The sequence below is a fragment of the Sphingobacterium sp. 18053 genome (genome assembly GCF_902706145.1).
In the GTDB taxonomy this organism is placed as follows: Bacteria; Bacteroidota; Bacteroidia; order Sphingobacteriales; family Sphingobacteriaceae; genus Sphingobacterium; species Sphingobacterium paramultivorum.
In genome coordinates this window covers 113,360-131,424 of the sequence record NZ_CACSJW010000011.1, presented here as the reverse complement: position 1 = coordinate 131,424, position 18,065 = coordinate 113,360, and the positions used below count along the sequence as shown (strand labels likewise).

Genomic DNA, 18,065 nt, shown 5'->3' with positions numbered 1-18,065 from the left:
ATGTATCATGAAAAAGTTAACTGTATTTAAATCGATGGTGGTATCAGGTCTATTGTTTTTTCAATCCTGCAACTATTTGGATGTCGTACCCGACAATGCCCCCACAATAGATAATGCCTTTACCATGCGTAGCGAAGCGATCAAATATTTGGCAACCTGTTATTCTTATTTGCCCAATGATGGTGAACCGACTATAAATCCTGCTTTTATGGCAGGAGATGAGCTCTGGCTGGATTACCCAACGCGGAGTATCAACGGGACAAACTGGAACATCGCCCGTGGCAATCAAAGTGTCACCGATCCTTATGTCAACTATTGGGACGGACATATAATCAATAATGTTCGCGAACGGTCGATGTTCAATGCCATTCGCGACTGTAATATCTTTTTGGAAAACATTCAAAATCCCGAAAAGGTACGTGATATGACGCAAGATGAACGTACCACCTGGGAGGGTGAAGTCCTGTTTTTAAAAGCGTATTACCACTTTATGCTGATGCGTCACTATGGCCCTATTCCCATTATGGATGTCAACGTACCTGTCACAGCACCAATTGAGGATACGCAGGTAAAGCGTCAGCCGATTGACCAAGTAGCGGATTATATCGTGAAGCTACTGGATGAGGCCGCAAGTAAGCTGCCAAGTGCGGTGCAGTCGCCAGTAACTGATCTGGGGCATATCACAAAACCGATTGCCTTAGGCATCAAGGCGAAAGTCCTATTATATGCAGCGAGCCCGTTATTCAATGGTAATACGGATTATGCAACCTTCAAAAATGTGGACGGCACCTTATTTTTTAATCAGAGCTTCCAAGCCGAGAAATGGCGTAAAGCAGCGCAGGCTGCAAAAGAAGCTATTGCTGCCTGTGAGGAGCTGGGTATGAATCTATACGAATTTCCAACACCGGTACGTCCACTGTCCAATACCACAATGATTCAGATGAGCATTCGTAACGCTGTGACGGAAAAATGGAACCGCGAGATCATCTGGGGGAATTCGAATTCGCGGACATGGCAGTTGCAGTACTCGTCCATGGCGCATATCGATCCGAATAATGCCGGCAACAACAGCGTCAACGGTACCTTGGCCCCGACAATTAAAATCATTGAACAGTTTTATACGAAAAACGGGGTGCCGATGGATGAAGACAAAACCCTTGATTTTAGCAATAAAAATCAATTGCGTACTGGAACGCATGACGAACGCTTCAACAATATCGAAAATTACCGAACAGCGCGTTTGCATTTTGACCGTGAAAATCGTTTCTACGCCAATGTGGGCTTTGACGGTGGGGTTTGGTACATGGAAAATAGCCCAAGTCAGACAGACGAAAATACCTGGACAACACAGCTTCGTTTAGGCTTATTTGGCAGTGGTGTTTCCGTGCCGATCACAACCTATTACCCAAAGAAACTGGTCAATTGGAAATTTGCCTTTAAGGATGGAAACAGCTCGCATATCGAAGAATATCCATGGCCTATGCTACGGCTTGCCGACCTGTATCTGATGTATGCCGAGGCGTTGAACGAAAGTGAAGGACCGACAGCCGATGTATTCCTCTATCTCGATAAAATTCGCAAGCGCGCTGGTCTGGAAGGGGTGAAAGAATCCTGGGCAAAGTATGCTTTTAATAGCGCTAAACCAACGACAAAAGAAGGACTCCGTGCTATCATACAACGTGAACGTAATATTGAGATGAGCTTTGAAGGTTCCCGCTTTTGGGATTTGAGACGCTGGAAGCTTGCCGCGCAGGAACTCAACAAAAATATCACGGGCTGGGATCGCAATCAGGATAAGGACCATCCGGAGCTTTTCTATCAGGAACAGACCTTCTATCAACAACGATTCGTGGCACCAAGGGACTATTTTTGGCCGATTAAAGAAAGCGATCTGTTGGTCAACCCGAATTTGGTACAAAATCCAGGCTGGTAATTAGCGTATTAAATTGAAGAAAATCATGAAAAAACGAATATATCGCAATAGTATCTATGTCATGGCTGGTTTGCTGTTTCTGCTGCTCGGCTGTAAAGAGGAAAAAGGCTGGACTTTAATGGAGGACGACCAGACCAAACCGGGACTGGTACAGCATCCCTCCGTCGTGAACGGTTATGGACAGGCAACCATACATTATAGCCTTCCGGAGAATGACAACATACTTTATGTCAAAGCCGAATACGTGATGGCGAGTGGCGCCACCCGTGTTGTCAAATCATCGACGTACACCAATGAAATCTTAATTGATGGATTCCCCGATACCAAGCCGCAAACCGTTAAACTATACGCGGTAAGCAAGGCTGAGGTTGTGTCGGATCCCGTAGATGTGATTGTTGAGCCCAAGACGCCGATCTTTAATCTGGTGTTTGGGGAGATGAAAGTAACGGCTGCCTTTGGCGGTATCCGCATTACCTCGACCAATAAGGAAAAAGGAAATGTTGTGATCGTACCGATGGTAGACTCGCTCAACAATGGGGAGTACCTGCCCTTGGACAATTACTATGGACAGGATTCTATCATCCTATATAATGTCCGTGGATTGAAATCCAAAGAAATGAAGTTCGCATTTTATGTCCGTGATCGCTGGTTAAATAAATCCGATACACTGTACACTTCGATTACGCCATTGGAGGAAAATCTGTTTAACCGGCAATTGTTTACGCCATTACGCTTGCCCGGAGATGCGCAAATCCTCTACGGTTCTATGGATAATCTATGGGATGGCAATCTCAATACGGGCAAATGGCCAAGCTTTTATACGGTAGAGAATGCAGGGGTACCGCAATCGGTCACTTTCTCGATCGGTAGAGAAGCAAAACTAAGCCGCGTGGTGATCTTTCCAAGACGGGAAAACGGCTTCTACGATAAGGGCAATTTACGTGATTTTGAGATCTGGGGAAGCAATACGCCGAATTTGGATGGCTCTTGGGAGTCCTGGACCAAATTGGCTACCTGCACGGTACGTAAACCATCGGGAACACCGTCGGGAACAAATACCAATGCAGACGAAGTGTATGGTACCTCTGGCTGGTCATTTGATCTACCGGAAGATGCTCCGAAATACAAATACCTGCGCATTCGCAATCTGCGCAATTGGCGGGGTAGTTATTTTATGCAGATTAACCAGATTCAGGTGTGGGGCGTTTATTAATCAATTTAAAAAGCAAAGTTATGAAAAGATATATCGTATTGCTGTCCTTGTTTATCGTGGCGCTGTTGGCGGCCTGTTCCAAAATGGACGAGTTTACCGAGCACACAGACGGGAAAGCAATTATCTACCCGGCAAAGCTCGACTCGATTAGAGTTCGTTCGGGAAAATACCGTATACAAGTAGAAGGTGTTTATAGAGCTTCCTCGGGTGTGTCTGAGCTACGGATCTATTGGAACAGTAAGCAGGATTCGATGAAGATACCGGTCAAACTGACGGGTAAGGTGGATACCGTACGTTACTTAATCGATAAACTGCCTGAAGGGCCTATGAATTTAGAAATTCGTAGTGTGGATGCCGCAGGACGCTTTTCTGTTCCGACCTATGTGGTGGGGAACGTATATGGCGATCGTTATCGCGAAGGACTTTACCAACGTGTGGTACTCGAACAGAATTTTATTGCTGGACAGCAACTGCAATTGGGTTTGCAAAATGTATCGGAAACCATGGGCTTTGATGGACTGCGTATCGCGTATAGAAATTGGGATGGTGGTACCACAGATACCGTGGTGCGTACTAAAAATCAGGATGAAAAGATTGGCCTTCAACGCTATCTTCCTGGTGCCGAAGTTTCCTATCGTACCGTGTTCAGACCCGATAGTTCGGCCATCGATACCTTTATGGTCAAATCGACCAAATTGGCTGTGAAAAAAGACAATATCACACCTTGGTACCTCCAGAATTATAAAACACCATTTACAGCGACGGTCTATGACGGTAATCGCTGGGGAGTTTTGGACAACTGGATGACAAACGCCGCCATGAAAAACCATAACGGTTACGGTGGTTTTGGATCGGACGATGGCGGCGTGGTCAACATTGAAGCAGGCTGGGGAGCTCCGGCTATCATAAATGGTAAAATAGAGCAAAAAGTAACCTTATTACCCGGTAAGTATCGTTTTTTTTGTAACTTATCCTGGACAAATTATGATCAACCACCAGCAAAACTGGTTGTTAGCAAAGCAAACAGTGGAATTCCAGATCTTGAGCAGATTCAACAGGCAATGGCCCATGCTGATGTTAAATCAGATGGTGTTTATTTTGAAATCAAAGAAAAGGTTACTGTCAATATGGGAATGCTGGTCAATTTTCAACCTGACCATTACATGAAGATCAACGCTTTTCAAATCAATTTACAATAATATCAAGCAGAATGAAGACAGTTATTTTCGCGCTAAGTTTTATGCTATGTACCTTCATGTTATACGCGCAGCCTTTTCAGGTCAAGAAAAATGGCCTAACGTTGACCTATAACAAACAAGATGGAACATATTCACTAAGTAAAGATCAAGTCGCCTATATCCAACAAGCAAGTGCCTATGTGGCACTTGCTAATGGACAGAAAATTAGTACAGATAAACTGAAAGGAACCCGCAGCGTCACAGAAAAGCCTATTCAGGACAATTTGGGCAAAGGTATACAGTATACCATTTCTGTTAAAACCCAACAGGGCATCACATTGCTGCAGCATTTTTATTTCTACGACACAATAGATGGTGTCATCCTTGAACTGGAAGTTAGGGGTAAAAATATAGCCAGTAATGAACTTGTGCCGATCTGGTCAAATGCTTCAATTGCCGGCTTGGGAAAATCCTTGTACCAGCTGGCTGTTCCTTTTGATAACGATACGTTTATTTCGTATGAAAACAATGTCCTTGCAATGAATAGTAAGCGCAGCGCCGAGGTCGGCGTTGTATACGATAAGGACAGCGGAAACGGTCTGTTGATTGGTTCATTGGATCAATCCGTCTGGAAATCGGGTATCGCGATCGAAGGAGATCAGGGGCAATATAGCCACCTGGCAGTACAGGCGGGATTTACAGATGTAACTATCACACGTGATTCCATGGCGCACGGGACGGTGAAGGGGGATGTCATTCACTCTCCAAAATACCTCGTGTCTTACGACAAGGATTGGCGCATTGGGCTCGAAAACTATGCTAAAATCCACCGGAAGCTATCGCCGGCCTATGTGAAATCTTGGCAAGGAGCCACACCTGTCGGCTGGAACAGCTGGGGCGTGATACAGGAAAAACTTAATTTTCAGAATGCCACAGGCACAGCAGACTATTTCGCAAAAGATATTCCTTATTTCCGGAACGCAGATGGCGAGGCTTTTATAGATCTTGACTCTTTCTGGGATAATATGACGCCCGGAGGTATGTCAGGTGACTACACGCAGCTGAAGCAATTTGTTCGCTATTGTGATTCTTTGGGCCTCAAGCCCGGTGTGTATTGGGCCCCTTTTACAGACTGGGGGCATGGAAGTGGTCCCGACCGCAAGGCGGAGGGAAGCCAGTTTACCTTTGGCCAGCTTTGGACCAAAACCCAAAAAGGCTACCACAATTTAGATGGTGGTCGGGCTCTTGACCCGACACATCCCGGTACGTTGGCCCGTATGGATGTGATCCTGGGCAAATTGGTCGACTGTGGCTTCCGAATGATCAAGGTCGATTTCCTCTCTCACGCGGCAATCGAATCCACAGGTTTTTACGATAAGAAAATTCAGACAGGTATGCAGGCTTATGCTGTGGGGATGAAACATCTCGTCGACGTGCTGCAGGGTAAAATGTTGATCTACGCAGCAATTTCGCCATCCTTGGCAACAGCCCAATTTGCACACATGCGCAGAATAGCCTGCGATGCCTGGAAGACGATCGACCAAACACAGTATACCTTAAATAGTGTCAGCTACGGTTGGTGGCAGACCTATCTCTACGATTTTATCGATGCCGACCACCTGGTCTTTCACGATGAAAGTCCTGAAGTCAATAAGGCAAGATTGCTTTCCGGTGTGGTAACGGGGACCATTATCCTTGGTGATGACCTGTCGAAAAAAGAAAACTGGCAGCCTAAGATGAATCAATATCTGCAGGATCCCGAAATTCTAAAAATTATAGCCGACGGTAAAAGCTTCCGTCCGGCAGGATTTGTAGAAGGAAAAGCCGCAAATACGTATTATTACAAAAAGATTGGAACAACGCTGTATGTGGCCGTATTTAATTTCAATACAGCCCCGGCAGCAATAAACATAGATTTTAAACAGATTGGCCTAGCGCCAAATACAACCTATAAGGCGGTGGAACTGTTTGAAAAAACAGCGCAGGAATTTGTCGCTGAGAAATCCATTGCCTTTGAGCAGGCAGGTGCAAAATTATTTAAGATTGCCCTGTTTTAATCACAACATATGAAGATAAGCAAAGAAGAAAATTTTAAAGTATTGATCGATCGGATCAAACGCCTGGAGGCATTGAATACACTCTCTAAACATGAATGTATTGTGCAGGGCGTGTTGGATGCCATTGATGCCAATGAACTGGAGGTACATGCCAGTTTACCTTCTGTCAATAACTTGATCCAATACCTGGGTTATGCACGCGAAACCTTCGCTAAGGCTTACCGCGATCTGATTGCCCATGGAGTCGTGGAATCCAAAAATAGAAAAGGATATTTTGTAGTCAGTAATAACACGCAGTTGAAACAGAAAGTTGCCGTCTTGTTATATGCTTACGATACTTTTCAGGATACCTTGGTATCCGAATTGCGGGCCAATCTTCCGGAGGAAGTGACGGTCGATCTTTTTTTCCATCACAACAATATGGAAACCTTTGAAGATATCTTCAATCGTATTCAGGGACGCTATACGGTATATATTGTCGCTCCGATTGAAAATGCCGATTCTGAGCGTTTATTGCGAAATATTCCTGTGTCAAAACTATTGATTATCGACCGTCTGATGGATTTGGGTGCGGAATATTCTTATGTTTCTCAGGAATTTGAAGCAGCCACCTATGCCGTGTTTCAGGAGCTTTATCCAAAGATCAAAAAGTATAAAGAAGTGATCTTCTATTTTAGGGAAAATACAGCCGAACCCAATGAAATCAAAGATGCGTTCTTGCGCTTTTTGAAAGACTATAAGGTAAAAGGGCATATCGAAAAGCAATACCATGTAGGTGATCTAAAAAAGGGGAAACTGTATTTTACCATTCATAATCCGGAGCTCTACCAGATGTTAAAAGAGGTGCTGCAAAAGGGTTGGACTTTGGGTGAGGATCTGGGGATTTTATCGCATAATGATGATGTTATTAAAGAGATTATCAGCGGTGGTATTACCACCTTTTCGACAAGTTTTGCACGGATTGGGGCCGAAGCAGCCAAGTTTGTGCTCGAAAGAACATTGATCCGGGAAGTGGTGCCGACAACATTGGCAGATCGCGGCTCTGTATAAAAAAAGAAAGTTTTACGATGATAATTTTTAGTTTTTGTCTTTTTACCGGTTTGGTTGCGTTATGGTCTTTATGGAAATTTAAGACCACCTATTCCACGACGCTCAACGGTTTCTTTTTAGCTGGAAAGAGCAATAGCTTTTGGATGGTTGGTTCAGCCTTGCTGTTGACAAACTTGAGCGCCAACCAGTTTATAGGTGAAAACGAATCGGTTTATATCAATAATCTTTCAGTTATCGGCTGGGGCATTAGTTCCGTTGTTGCCATGCTTTTGGTATCGGAATTTCTGCTACCTATTTATTTTAAGCATGGCTTTCGGACGGTTCCGGATTTCTTGGCACTGCGATTTGACACCAAAACAAAAATGCTGGTTTCTATCCTCATCTTGATTGGATATATTGTCAATTTGCTGCCTCCTGTATTGTATGGTGGAGCATTGAGCCTTGCGACCATGTTTGATGTCCCGGCGTTATTGCATATTACCTATTGGCAGAGCATCTGGTTGCTGGTATGGGCTTTAGGCGTGATAGGTAGTTTATATAGTATTTTGGGAGGTCTCAAGCTGATCTCCTTATCGGATTTAAGCTTAGGCTTATGTCTGTTTTTACTTGCTGTGCTCATTCCTGTCTTTGCGCTCTGGCACCTTGGAGGTGGCGATGTCTGGTCTGGTCTAGCGCAGTTACTGCATGAAAAAAAAGAGCACCTCAATGCTGTCGGCGGAAAGCATGATGCGGTCCCATTTTCGACCTTATTTACCGGAATGCTGCTGATCAATTTCTATTACTGGGGGATGGAACCCTATATTGCACAGCAGGCCCTGAGTGCTAAGAATTTAAAGGAGGCACAAAAAGGGATGACTTTGGCTGCGGGAGGTAAGCTCCTTATGCCCTTGCTGATCAATCTGCCGGGACTTTTGGCTGTGCATCTGTTGCCGCATGTACAGCCTACGGCTTCTGTTTTTCCGAAACTTATCGTTTTAATTTTTCCCGATATCCTGATCGGTTTTTCCTTGGCCTTGGTCTTTGGCGCTGCGATGACAACATATACCGCAGGGCTGCAGAGCTGTGGCAGTTTATTTATTTTTAATATTTACAAACCCTATCTGGCTTATAAAAAGAGGCCATACAGTGAAAAGGAATTGGTACGAAAAGGGAAATTGTTCGAATTGATTATTTCAATTTCAGCGATGTTTATTGCCCCTTTTATCCTTTTTGCCCACGATGGATTTTATACCTATTTGCAGACCGTATCGGGCTTATTTAATATGCCCATTTTCACGATTATGATCTTGGGGATTTTATCCCGCCGTGTGACACCGCGCATGGCACAGATTGGATTGTTTTTATACATGTTCAGTTATTTTTTTCTGGTGTTTGTCTGGAAAACAGAGCTACACTATCTGCACCTGTTCGCGCTGTTGTTTATCGCTGTGGCACTGGTTATCTGGGGGGGAAGTAAACTGAGCCAGCCAAACTATCTATCGGAGTATCAATTTGAGTTTTCGGGCCAGGATAAAGAAGCTTATTGGAAAGGCCGCTATGGTGTGGGCGCAATTTTGATTGTCCTGATGATTGTCATATACCTTGTTTTTTCACCCTTGGGCATTGCCCAATAAAATTGTATAAACCGCTATGTTGATGCACACAAAAATAAAATACGTTCTCTTAACACTCTTGATCATTTGTTTTGGCACTTCCCAGGCACAACGCTATTACCTCTTGGATAATAAGCCCGCAACGGACTGGATGACTGAAGCATACCCCATCGGAAATGGACGAATTGGCGCCATGATCTTCGCGGGCGTAAATCAGGAACATATTCAATTTAATGAAAATAGCCTATGGACAGGTGATGAACAGGAAACAGGTGCCTATCAGGCTTTTGGTGATCTTTTTGTTCGCTTTGACTCCGACGTTAATAAATCCTTTACCGCCTATAGCCGGAAATTGAATTTGGATAAAGGGCTGCATGAAATAGCTTATCAGCAGGATGGACAGCAAATCAACCGTCGGTATTTTGCGAGTCAGCCCGATCAGGTCATGGTATTTGAGTATGCGAACAGTAAAAAAGGGAAACTCAATGCCCAGATCGCACTTCAGGATGCACATGGGCAGGCGGTGCAGGTAGAAGATGGTCATCTGTGGTTTCAGGGAACGCTCGACAATGGTATGCGGTATGCCGCACAGGTACGCGTACAGGTCGTAGGTGGTTCACTTTCCAAAACGACAGATGAAAAAGGACAGGCTGTCCTTAACGTAAAATCTGCCGATCGAATTGTTCTGCTGCTGAGTGCCGCAACAGATTACGCCAATACACGGGCGACCAAATGGAAGTCGGCCGAAGAACCGATGAAGGTCAATGAACGTTATCTGCAGCAAGCGGAAAAATATGGCGTAAATAAGCTCCTGGCACGGCACGTTGCAGATTATACAGCGCTGTTCAACCGCGTGGAGCTTGATCTCGACCATAGCCAGCTGGACGCCAAGCAAACAACAAAAGCGCTGTTGGAAGCCTATAAAAAACAGCCGATCCCGGCTCTGGAAGCTTTGGTATACCAATATGGACGTTATCTGCTGATCAGTTCCTCACGGAAAGGCGGTTTGCCTGCAAATCTGCAGGGGCTCTGGAACAACAGTAACAATCCACCATGGCGCTCAGATTACCATTCCAATATCAATGTACAGATGAACTATTGGCCTGCAGAAGTCGCTAATCTGCGTGAATCGGCCTGGCCTTACCTCGATTATATCAATAGCATGCGTGAGGTGAAAAAAATAAATACACAGAAGGAATTTCCGGGCGTAAGAGGCTGGACCGTAAAGACCGAAAATAATATCTTCGGTGGGGAGAGCTTCCTTTGGAACACGCCCGGAAGTGCCTGGTATGCTCAGGCACTTTGGGAGCATTATGCGTTTAACAGGGACGAGAAATACCTACGCGAATTTGCGTATCCGATTTTAAAAGAAATAAGTGAGTTTTGGGATGATCGTCTGGTTCGACGACCAGACGGAACTGTGGTGGCGCCAAAGGGCTGGTCGCCGGAACATGGACCCACAGAGGATGCCGTGAGCTACGACCACCAGATTATTTACGATCTCTTTAACAACTACATCCAGGCGAGTACAATTTTAAAGTTGGACGACGATTACCGTAAGCATATCACGGCACTTCGCGATGCGCTGCTCAAACCCAAAATCGGTAAATGGGGACAGCTGCAGGAGTGGGAAACGGATCGTGATGATCCACAGGACAAGCACCGCCATGTCTCGCATCTGTTTGGTCTGTACCCCGGTAAACAATTCTCTGTTTTAAAAACACCGGAACTGGCCAAAGCTGCACGAGTTACGCTGACCGCGCGTGGCGACGAATCGACAGGTTGGTCCATGGCCTGGAAGGTGGCTTTTTGGGCCCGCTTGCAGGATGGGAATCACGCCTATAAAATCCTGACTAATTTCATTAACCTCGTTGGCGGCGATGGTATTGATTACAACAATGGCGGTGGCGTTTACGCCAACTTGCTCTGCGCGCATCCACCCTTTCAGATTGATGGCAACCTGGGTTATGTGGCTGCGGTGAGTGAAATGTTGCTGCAGTCGCAGACGGATGTGCTGGAATTACTTCCTGCACTGCCTGATCGCTGGTCGGCCGGAACAGTTAAAGGGCTCAAAGCCCGTGGCAATGTACACATCGAAAAGATGGAATGGAACAACAGCAGTATTAGGCAGCTTATTCTTTCATCGCCGCAAGATCAAACGATTCAGGTGTTAAGTCCTTCCCAATTGGCAGGTCTAAGCCCACAGCAGGAAATCAATGGTAAATACCTTTATAAGATTCAATTGAAAGCAAACAAAATAGTCAAGTTCGTTAACAAATCCTAAATCTATTTATATATGCCAACCCATCATTTTAAACATGTTGTACTCGGGCTTTTGATGACCCAGGGGCTTGTCCATCTGGAGGCACAGGCGCAGTCCAAACAGATTCCTATTGAAACCAGATCGAATGCCCTAGTGCTGGAGTACGATTCCACGAAAACACTGAAAATGCTCTATTACGGTGAAAAATTGAGTGATTCTAAAGAGTACTCGACCATTGCAAGCGGTTATAAGCAATTGACAGATTATAGTGGCCTCTCCAATGCGGCGTATACCCCCTCAGGTTCGAAAAACCTATTGGAACCAGCCATCAGTGTCGTTCATGCCGATGGTAACCGCTCCCTGGACCTGCGCTATGAAAAGCATGCGGTGAAAAACCTAGATGCCAATGTCAAACAGCTTGATATCACCCTAAAAGATCCGGTATACGATATTTACGTCGTTTTACACTACAAATCGTTTTTGAATGAGGATATCATCGAGCAGTGGGCAACGATCCAGAATAAGGAAAAGAAAGCCGTCACGCTGGAAAAATTTGCTTCGGCCAATCTGACCCTGCGCTCCAACGCGTATTGGCTACGGCAGTACCATGGTGACTGGGCAAAAGAAATGCAGGTGGACGAGGCTCCGTTAACACATGGCATTAAGGTGCTGGACAGTAAGCTCGGAACACGCGCGAATTTATTTCAGCCACCTTCCTTTATGGTGTCACTGGGCAAGGCGGCATCCGAAGATGAAGGGACAGTACTGATGGCAAGCCTTGGGTATAGTGGGAATTTTAAGGTGGATTTTGAAGTGGATTACCTCAATAACCTGCGTATCATTGCCGGCATAAATAACTATGCTTCCAATGTAAAATTAGCCAGCAACCAGGAATTTACAACACCCAAATTGATCTATACCTTGTCGACAAAGGGAAAAGGCACCGCCTCCCGAAATCTGCACAATTGGGCCCGTAAATATCAACTGCTGGATGGAAATGGCGAACGCCTGACTTTACTCAACAATTGGGAGGCGACCTACTTTGATTTTAATGAACAAAAATTAAAAGGTTTGCTCCAGGATACCAAAAAACTAGGCGTAGATCTATTTTTATTGGATGACGGCTGGTTTGGAAATAAATATCCGCGTAACAGCGATCATTCCAGTCTAGGAGATTGGCAACCGAACCGGACAAAACTACCCAATGGTATCGCGACACTTGTGGAAGAAGCGACCAAACAGGGCGTTAAATTTGGAATCTGGGTAGAACCCGAAATGGTTAGCCCCAAATCCGAACTCTACGAGCAACATCCGGATTGGGTCGTCAAACAGCCACAGCGCGAAGAACATTACTTCCGTAATCAGTTGATCCTGGATCTGACAAATCCCAAGGTGCAGGATTTTGTTTTCCAGATTCTGGACGATCTGTTTACTAAAAATCCGGCATTGGCCTATATCAAATGGGACTGTAATGCGGTCATTTACAATGCGCATTCCGCATTTCTAAAAGACCAGGGTGCTTTCTATGTTTCTTATGTGGAAGGCCTTTATAAAGTGCTGGAGCGCATTCGTTTGAAGTATCCGAAAGTGCCGATGATGTTATGTTCGGGCGGTGGTGGTCGTGTGGACTATGCGGCACTTCGGTACTTTACCGAATTTTGGCCTTCGGACAATACAGACCCTTTGGAACGTATTTTTATGCAGTACGAGTATTCGTACTTTTTCCCGGCAATCAGCACCTCAAACCATGTGACAGACTGGGGAAAACAGTCCCTCAAATTCCGTACGGATGTAGCGATGATGGGCAAACTGGGTTTTGATATTGTGGTGAGCCACCTGAAAGAACAGGATCTGCTATTCTGCCAGCAGGCGGTAAAGAATTACGACGCGCTAAAAGGAACAATCTGGCATGGCGAGCAGTATCGTTTGGCCGATCCACGTGAAGGTGACTTTGCCGCCCTCAGCTATGTAAATAGCCAAAAAACCGAGGCTGTCATCTTCAACTACCTGGTCAATAATCGCTATGGTATCGGAACAACCGATCCTGTTCGTTTAAAAGGACTGGATGCCCAAAAGCAATACCGGGTGGAGGAGATCAACCTGTATCCGGGAACCAAGTCGAGCTTAGGTCAGGGACAAACTTATTCGGGCGACTACCTGATGAAAGTTGGCGTAAATCCAGACCTGAATAGCAACCGTACCAGTGTTTTACTAAAAATATCGGCACTTTAAAAGAATAACTGTGGCATATCCGAAGCTCCGACTCCAACAGTCGGGACTTTGGATGCGCCAAATGTATAAACCCAATTGAGCAACAAACTCAAAAATCATGATAAAACCTAAACAGTATAAACGGACTTTGTTGGCCCTGCTACTCAGCGTTGCCAGTGGATTTTCTGCCCTACAGGCCAAAGTACAGTTGCCGGCTTTTATTGGCGACAATATGGTGCTGCAGCAGAAAGAAAAGGTCAAGATCTGGGGAACCAGTACCGCAGTCGGCAAGGAACTTAGCGTAAACACCAGCTGGAACAACAAGAGCTATCAGGTTGAGGTCGATCAGCAAGGAGCCTGGCAAGTCTATCTGGAGACACCGAAATACGGTGGACCCTACCAAATTACCATCAACGATGGTGATCAATTGATCCTAAAAAATATTCTGATCGGTGAAGTCTGGTTTTGTTCAGGACAGTCAAATATGGAAATGCCCCTGGCGGGCTGGGGTAAGATCAATAACTTTGAGCAGGAAATCAAAGCAGCCAACTTTCCCAATATTCGTATTTTGCAGATCCCAAAAGCAACGGCCAATCAACCTACCACAGCAGTGAAGGTCGAGTCGGGTGGATGGAATCCGGTGACGCCACAAAGTATTCCGGAGTTTTCGGCGACGGCCTATTTTTTTGCACGCGAGATCTACGAGAAAACAGGCATTCCCATTGGCCTGATCCATTCTTCCTGGGGCGGAACAATCATTGAAGCCTGGATGAGCCGAGAGGCACTTACACCTTTTTCAACCTATACGGCGGCCATTGAAAAAATCCAACGTCCGGATGCACAGGAAATCTATGCGAAAGATCTGGCCGAATGGAATCGCGTCGCCGAACAGCAGGATCAGGTGAAGACAGCAACGCAGGGCGAGTGGTTTGCGCCACAATTGGATAAAAGCAGCTGGTCTACGATTACTATTCCGAGCTTTTTTGACAAGAACCTATTTCCGGGAATGGATGGTGTCGTTTATTTTGGCAAAGACGTTAAACTACCGGCACATTGGCAAGGTAAACCCCTCAAGTTGATTTTGGGAGCGATTGATGACAACGATATCACTTATGTCAATGGTACAAAAGTGGGCGAAACTGTCGGTTACGACCAGATTCGGAAGTATACTGTTCCTGCAACGGCCAACAACGGCAGCCTATTGCATATCGCCGTTCGCGTATTTGATGGAGCCGGCGATGGTGGAATATATGGCGGTACAGAACAGCCGCGACTGGAAGGACCAAATGGTGAACAGCTATCTCTGGTTGGAGACTGGAAATGCAAAGTAGGTTATGATCTGGCTAAGCTGCCCGCAAAACCTAATGCGATGGAGGGTCCCAACAGACCTACTGTGCTTTACAATGCCATGGTTAAGCCTTTTGTGGATTTTAAAATAAAAGGCGCCATTTGGTACCAGGGTGAAAGTAACGCGGATTCAAAAGACGCTCCTTATCAGCAACTGCTGCCCGCATTGATTCAGGACTGGCGCCAGCAGTGGAACAATGAAAAGATGCCTTTTTATTTTGTTCAACTGGCCAACTTTAAGGCGAAAAGTGTAACACCGCAGCCTTCTTCCTGGGCGAGATTACGGGAAGCGCAACGACAAACACTCAAATTGCCTTATACAGGTATGGCTGTTATAACGGATATCGGCGATGCACAGGATATTCATCCGAAAAATAAGCAGGATGTCGGTAGAAGACTTGGCTGGATCGCAACAGCGCAGCTCTATGGCAAGAAGATCCCTTATTCGGGTCCTGTCCTTCAGCACTGGACGACAAAAGCTGCAGAAATGGAACTTAGTTTTAACCCCATGGGCAAAAAACTGGTGCTGAAAGGAACGGATAACCGCAACGGTAGTTTCACAATTGCTGGTGCCGATCAGGTTTTTTATCCTGCTGAAGTCAAACAGGTCGGAAACAAGCTGATCGTATCTGCCAAAGAAGTACCATCGCCCGTCGCAGTGCGCTACGGCTGGGCCGATAACCCGGACCTGACTTTATACAACGAAGCCGGGATACCCGGATCTCCCTTCCGAACTGATGACTAGACAAAAAACTAAAACCACATGAATAGATCATCAAAAATAAATCTTCGGAAAGGTCAGTTACTTTGCACGCTTGTGGTTTTCTTTTTTTCGGGCAACTTATTTGGGCAAGTGCAGGGCGGCAAACTTTGGTATCGGCAGCCGGCAAAACAATGGGAGGAGACCTTACCCCTGGGTAATGGAAAAATTGGTATGATGCCCGACGGTGGATTGAAGAATGACCATATTGTACTCAATGATATCACACTATGGTCGGGAAGTCCTCAGGATGCCAATAATTATGAGGCCAGCAGGTATTTGGATAGTATTCGAAATCTGATCAAAAGTGGGAAAAACGACCTTGCTCAGCGTCTGATAGACCAGCATTTTATCTGCAAAGGCCCCGGATCGGGCGGCAAGCAATGGGGCTGTTACCAAGTGCTCGGCAATCTGATGCTTGCTTTTGACGGACAAACGGATCTCAATGCAGTGCAGAACTATCGCCGGGAATTGGATCTCGATAAAGCGATGGCAAAAACAAGCTATGAGCTCAAAGGCGTCAGGTATAGCCGCGAATATTGGACAAGCTTTGCTGATGACCTGGGCGTTATTCGTTTACAGAGTAGCAAAAAAGGACAGATTAGCCTGGAAATCAAGATTGACCGTCCCGAAAGGGCTACTGCCAAGACCGAGGATGGCGAGCTTGTTTTGGTAGGACAATTGGACAATGGTGTGGACGGTAAAGGAATGCAGTTTAAAACACGTGTCCGCGCGCAGATAAAAGGAGGGAAACAGCTGGTAAAAGGAGAATCTATTGTTATTCAACAGGCTGACGAAGTGCTGATTTACGTGGCAACAGATACTGATTTTAAAGGTAAGGATTTTGAGAGTACCACAGCTGAAACGCTAGCAAAGGCTTTGAAAAAAACCTATAGCCAGCAGTATGCCGAACATTTACGAAACTACTTGGCAAAGTTCAACCGTTTGTCGCTCCAGTTAGGACAGTCGAAAGATGACTTACCGACCGATCAGCGTCTGGTGGCCTTTGGTAAAGAACCGGATCAGGATCCAGGATTAGCAGCTCTATTCTATCAGTATGGTCGCTACCTTAGTATCAGCAGTACGCGCTTAGGCTTGCTACCACCAAACTTACAGGGCTTATGGGCAAATCAGATTCAGACGCCCTGGAATGGGGACTACCACCTGGATATCAATGTGCAGATGAACCATTGGCACCTCGGGGCGGCCAATCTGGGCGAACTCAATGAACCCTTGGTGGGGCTTGTGGAAGGCCTTATGGCTCCGGGGGCAAAAACCGCGAAAGCGTATTATAACGCACCGGGCTGGGTAGCCCATGTGATCACCAATGTATGGGGCTATACCGAACCCGGAGAGTCTGCTTCCTGGGGCATTGCCAATGCGGGCTCGGGCTGGCTCTGCAATAACCTTTGGGAACATTACCTCTATACCGAAGATATCGACTATCTACGGCGGATATACCCGATTCTCTATGGGGCAGCACAGTTTTACTCCAGTGCCCTGAACGAACATCCAACCAAGGGCTGGCTGTTGACTTCGCCCTCTGTATCTCCCGAAAATTCCTTCAAGCTCCCCAATGGGCAGCAGGCAAATGTCACGATGGGGCCAACGATAGATAATCAAATCGTACGCGAATTATTTGAAAATATCATCCATGCAGCGGGATTATTGGGCAAACAATCGGATCCTTTTTTAACGCAGGTTGCGGCGCAACTGAAACGTTTAGCACCAGCTGTGCAGCTAGGCAAAGATGGCCGCATCATGGAATGGATTGAAGATTATGAAGAGGTGGATCCGCAGCATCGGCATATCTCGCATCTGTACGGTTTGTATCCAGGCTATCTGATTCGTTATGACGAACATCCAGACTGGCAGCTTGCCGCTAAAAAAAGCTTAGATGTGCGGGGGGATGATGGACCGAGTTGGGCCATTGCCCATAAACTACTCTTTTGGACCAGATTGCATGAAGGCGAACGGGCTTATAAATTATTTCGGCAACTCATGACCCCACGTGTCGATACACATATCAATTATGGCGCCGGTGGTGGTGTTTACGCCAATTTGCTAACAGCAGGCCCCCCATTTCAGATCGATGGTAATTTTGGTGGAGCAGCTGGCATTGCTGAGATGCTGGTGCAGTCCCATCAGGATACGGTTTATCTTCTACCGGCAGTTCCTCAGGCCTGGAAAAAAGAAGGCCGGGTCACGGGCATGCGCATCAAGGGAAATCACACGCTAGATATGGAATGGAAAGATGGTAAGATACTGAACTATCAGATTTATTCAGCCAAACCGCAACAACTTAACGTATGTATAGATCATAACTGGATCGCCTATCGTACAAAAGAAAAATAACAAAACATAGCGTCCTCAACCGAATTGGATCATGCAATTTTTTGCATGATAGGGGATGTTTTGTGTCAAAAATTTCAAGATAAAAGCACCTTATAAACAAAAAAAG

The 18,065-nt window shown here is 45.8% G+C and carries 10 protein-coding genes; all 10 read left to right on the top strand.

Annotated elements, in window-relative coordinates; translation table 11 throughout:
- Positions 1–7 precede the first annotated feature (7 nt).
- The 10 genes from GVK91_RS23990 (at position 8) to GVK91_RS23945 (ending at position 17,959) form a co-directional block, all read left to right on the top strand.
- Positions 8–1,933, top strand: coding sequence for a RagB/SusD family nutrient uptake outer membrane protein (locus GVK91_RS23990; RefSeq protein ID WP_159731661.1), 1,926 nt, complete (start codon positions 8–10; stop codon positions 1,931–1,933).
- 25 nt (positions 1,934–1,958) lie between these two features.
- Entirely contained in the window at positions 1,959–3,146 is a 1,188-nt protein-coding gene (locus tag GVK91_RS23985; RefSeq protein ID WP_153845192.1) for a DUF5000 domain-containing lipoprotein, read from the top strand.
- Between the two features lie 20 nt (positions 3,147–3,166).
- Positions 3,167–4,345, top strand: a complete 1,179-nt coding sequence (locus GVK91_RS23980; protein ID WP_159731659.1) for a DUF4998 domain-containing protein — start codon at positions 3,167–3,169, stop codon at positions 4,343–4,345.
- 11 nt (positions 4,346–4,356) lie between these two features.
- The gene (locus GVK91_RS23975) at positions 4,357–6,381 is read left to right on the top strand and encodes an alpha-galactosidase (protein ID WP_159731657.1); all 2,025 of its coding nucleotides are present in this window, start codon (positions 4,357–4,359) and stop codon (positions 6,379–6,381) included.
- A 9-nt stretch (positions 6,382–6,390) separates the two neighbouring features.
- Positions 6,391–7,431: a GntR family transcriptional regulator gene (locus GVK91_RS23970; RefSeq protein ID WP_153845195.1), complete on the top strand. Its 1,041-nt coding sequence runs from the start codon at positions 6,391–6,393 to the stop codon at positions 7,429–7,431.
- A 17-nt stretch (positions 7,432–7,448) separates the two neighbouring features.
- The gene (locus GVK91_RS23965; RefSeq protein WP_159731655.1) at positions 7,449–9,044 is read left to right on the top strand and encodes a solute:sodium symporter family transporter; all 1,596 of its coding nucleotides are present in this window, start codon (positions 7,449–7,451) and stop codon (positions 9,042–9,044) included.
- 22 nt (positions 9,045–9,066) lie between these two features.
- Positions 9,067–11,307 (top strand): glycoside hydrolase N-terminal domain-containing protein, encoded by a 2,241-nt coding sequence (locus tag GVK91_RS23960; RefSeq protein WP_159731653.1) that lies wholly within the window; start codon positions 9,067–9,069, stop codon positions 11,305–11,307.
- 12 nt (positions 11,308–11,319) lie between these two features.
- Positions 11,320–13,518, top strand: a complete 2,199-nt coding sequence (locus tag GVK91_RS23955) for an alpha-galactosidase (RefSeq protein WP_153845198.1) — start codon at positions 11,320–11,322, stop codon at positions 13,516–13,518.
- A 97-nt stretch (positions 13,519–13,615) separates the two neighbouring features.
- On the top strand, positions 13,616–15,589 hold the full coding sequence (locus tag GVK91_RS23950) for a sialate O-acetylesterase (RefSeq protein WP_159731651.1): 1,974 nt from the start codon (positions 13,616–13,618) through the stop codon (positions 15,587–15,589).
- Positions 15,590–15,607: 18 nt separating this feature from the next.
- Entirely contained in the window at positions 15,608–17,959 is a 2,352-nt protein-coding gene (locus tag GVK91_RS23945; protein ID WP_159731649.1) for a glycoside hydrolase N-terminal domain-containing protein, read from the top strand.
- Positions 17,960–18,065 lie beyond the last annotated feature (106 nt).

Coding starts and splice junctions, on each gene's coding strand:
- GVK91_RS23990 (WP_159731661.1), top strand. CDS start 8: ATGAAAAAGTTAACTGTATTTAAATCGATGGTGGTATCAGGTCTATTG.
- GVK91_RS23985 (WP_153845192.1), top strand. CDS start 1,959: ATGAAAAAACGAATATATCGCAATAGTATCTATGTCATGGCTGGTTTG.
- GVK91_RS23980 (WP_159731659.1), top strand. CDS start 3,167: ATGAAAAGATATATCGTATTGCTGTCCTTGTTTATCGTGGCGCTGTTG.
- GVK91_RS23975 (WP_159731657.1), top strand. CDS start 4,357: ATGAAGACAGTTATTTTCGCGCTAAGTTTTATGCTATGTACCTTCATG.
- GVK91_RS23970 (WP_153845195.1), top strand. CDS start 6,391: ATGAAGATAAGCAAAGAAGAAAATTTTAAAGTATTGATCGATCGGATC.
- GVK91_RS23965 (WP_159731655.1), top strand. CDS start 7,449: ATGATAATTTTTAGTTTTTGTCTTTTTACCGGTTTGGTTGCGTTATGG.
- GVK91_RS23960 (WP_159731653.1), top strand. CDS start 9,067: ATGCACACAAAAATAAAATACGTTCTCTTAACACTCTTGATCATTTGT.
- GVK91_RS23955 (WP_153845198.1), top strand. CDS start 11,320: ATGCCAACCCATCATTTTAAACATGTTGTACTCGGGCTTTTGATGACC.
- GVK91_RS23950 (WP_159731651.1), top strand. CDS start 13,616: ATGATAAAACCTAAACAGTATAAACGGACTTTGTTGGCCCTGCTACTC.
- GVK91_RS23945 (WP_159731649.1), top strand. CDS start 15,608: ATGAATAGATCATCAAAAATAAATCTTCGGAAAGGTCAGTTACTTTGC.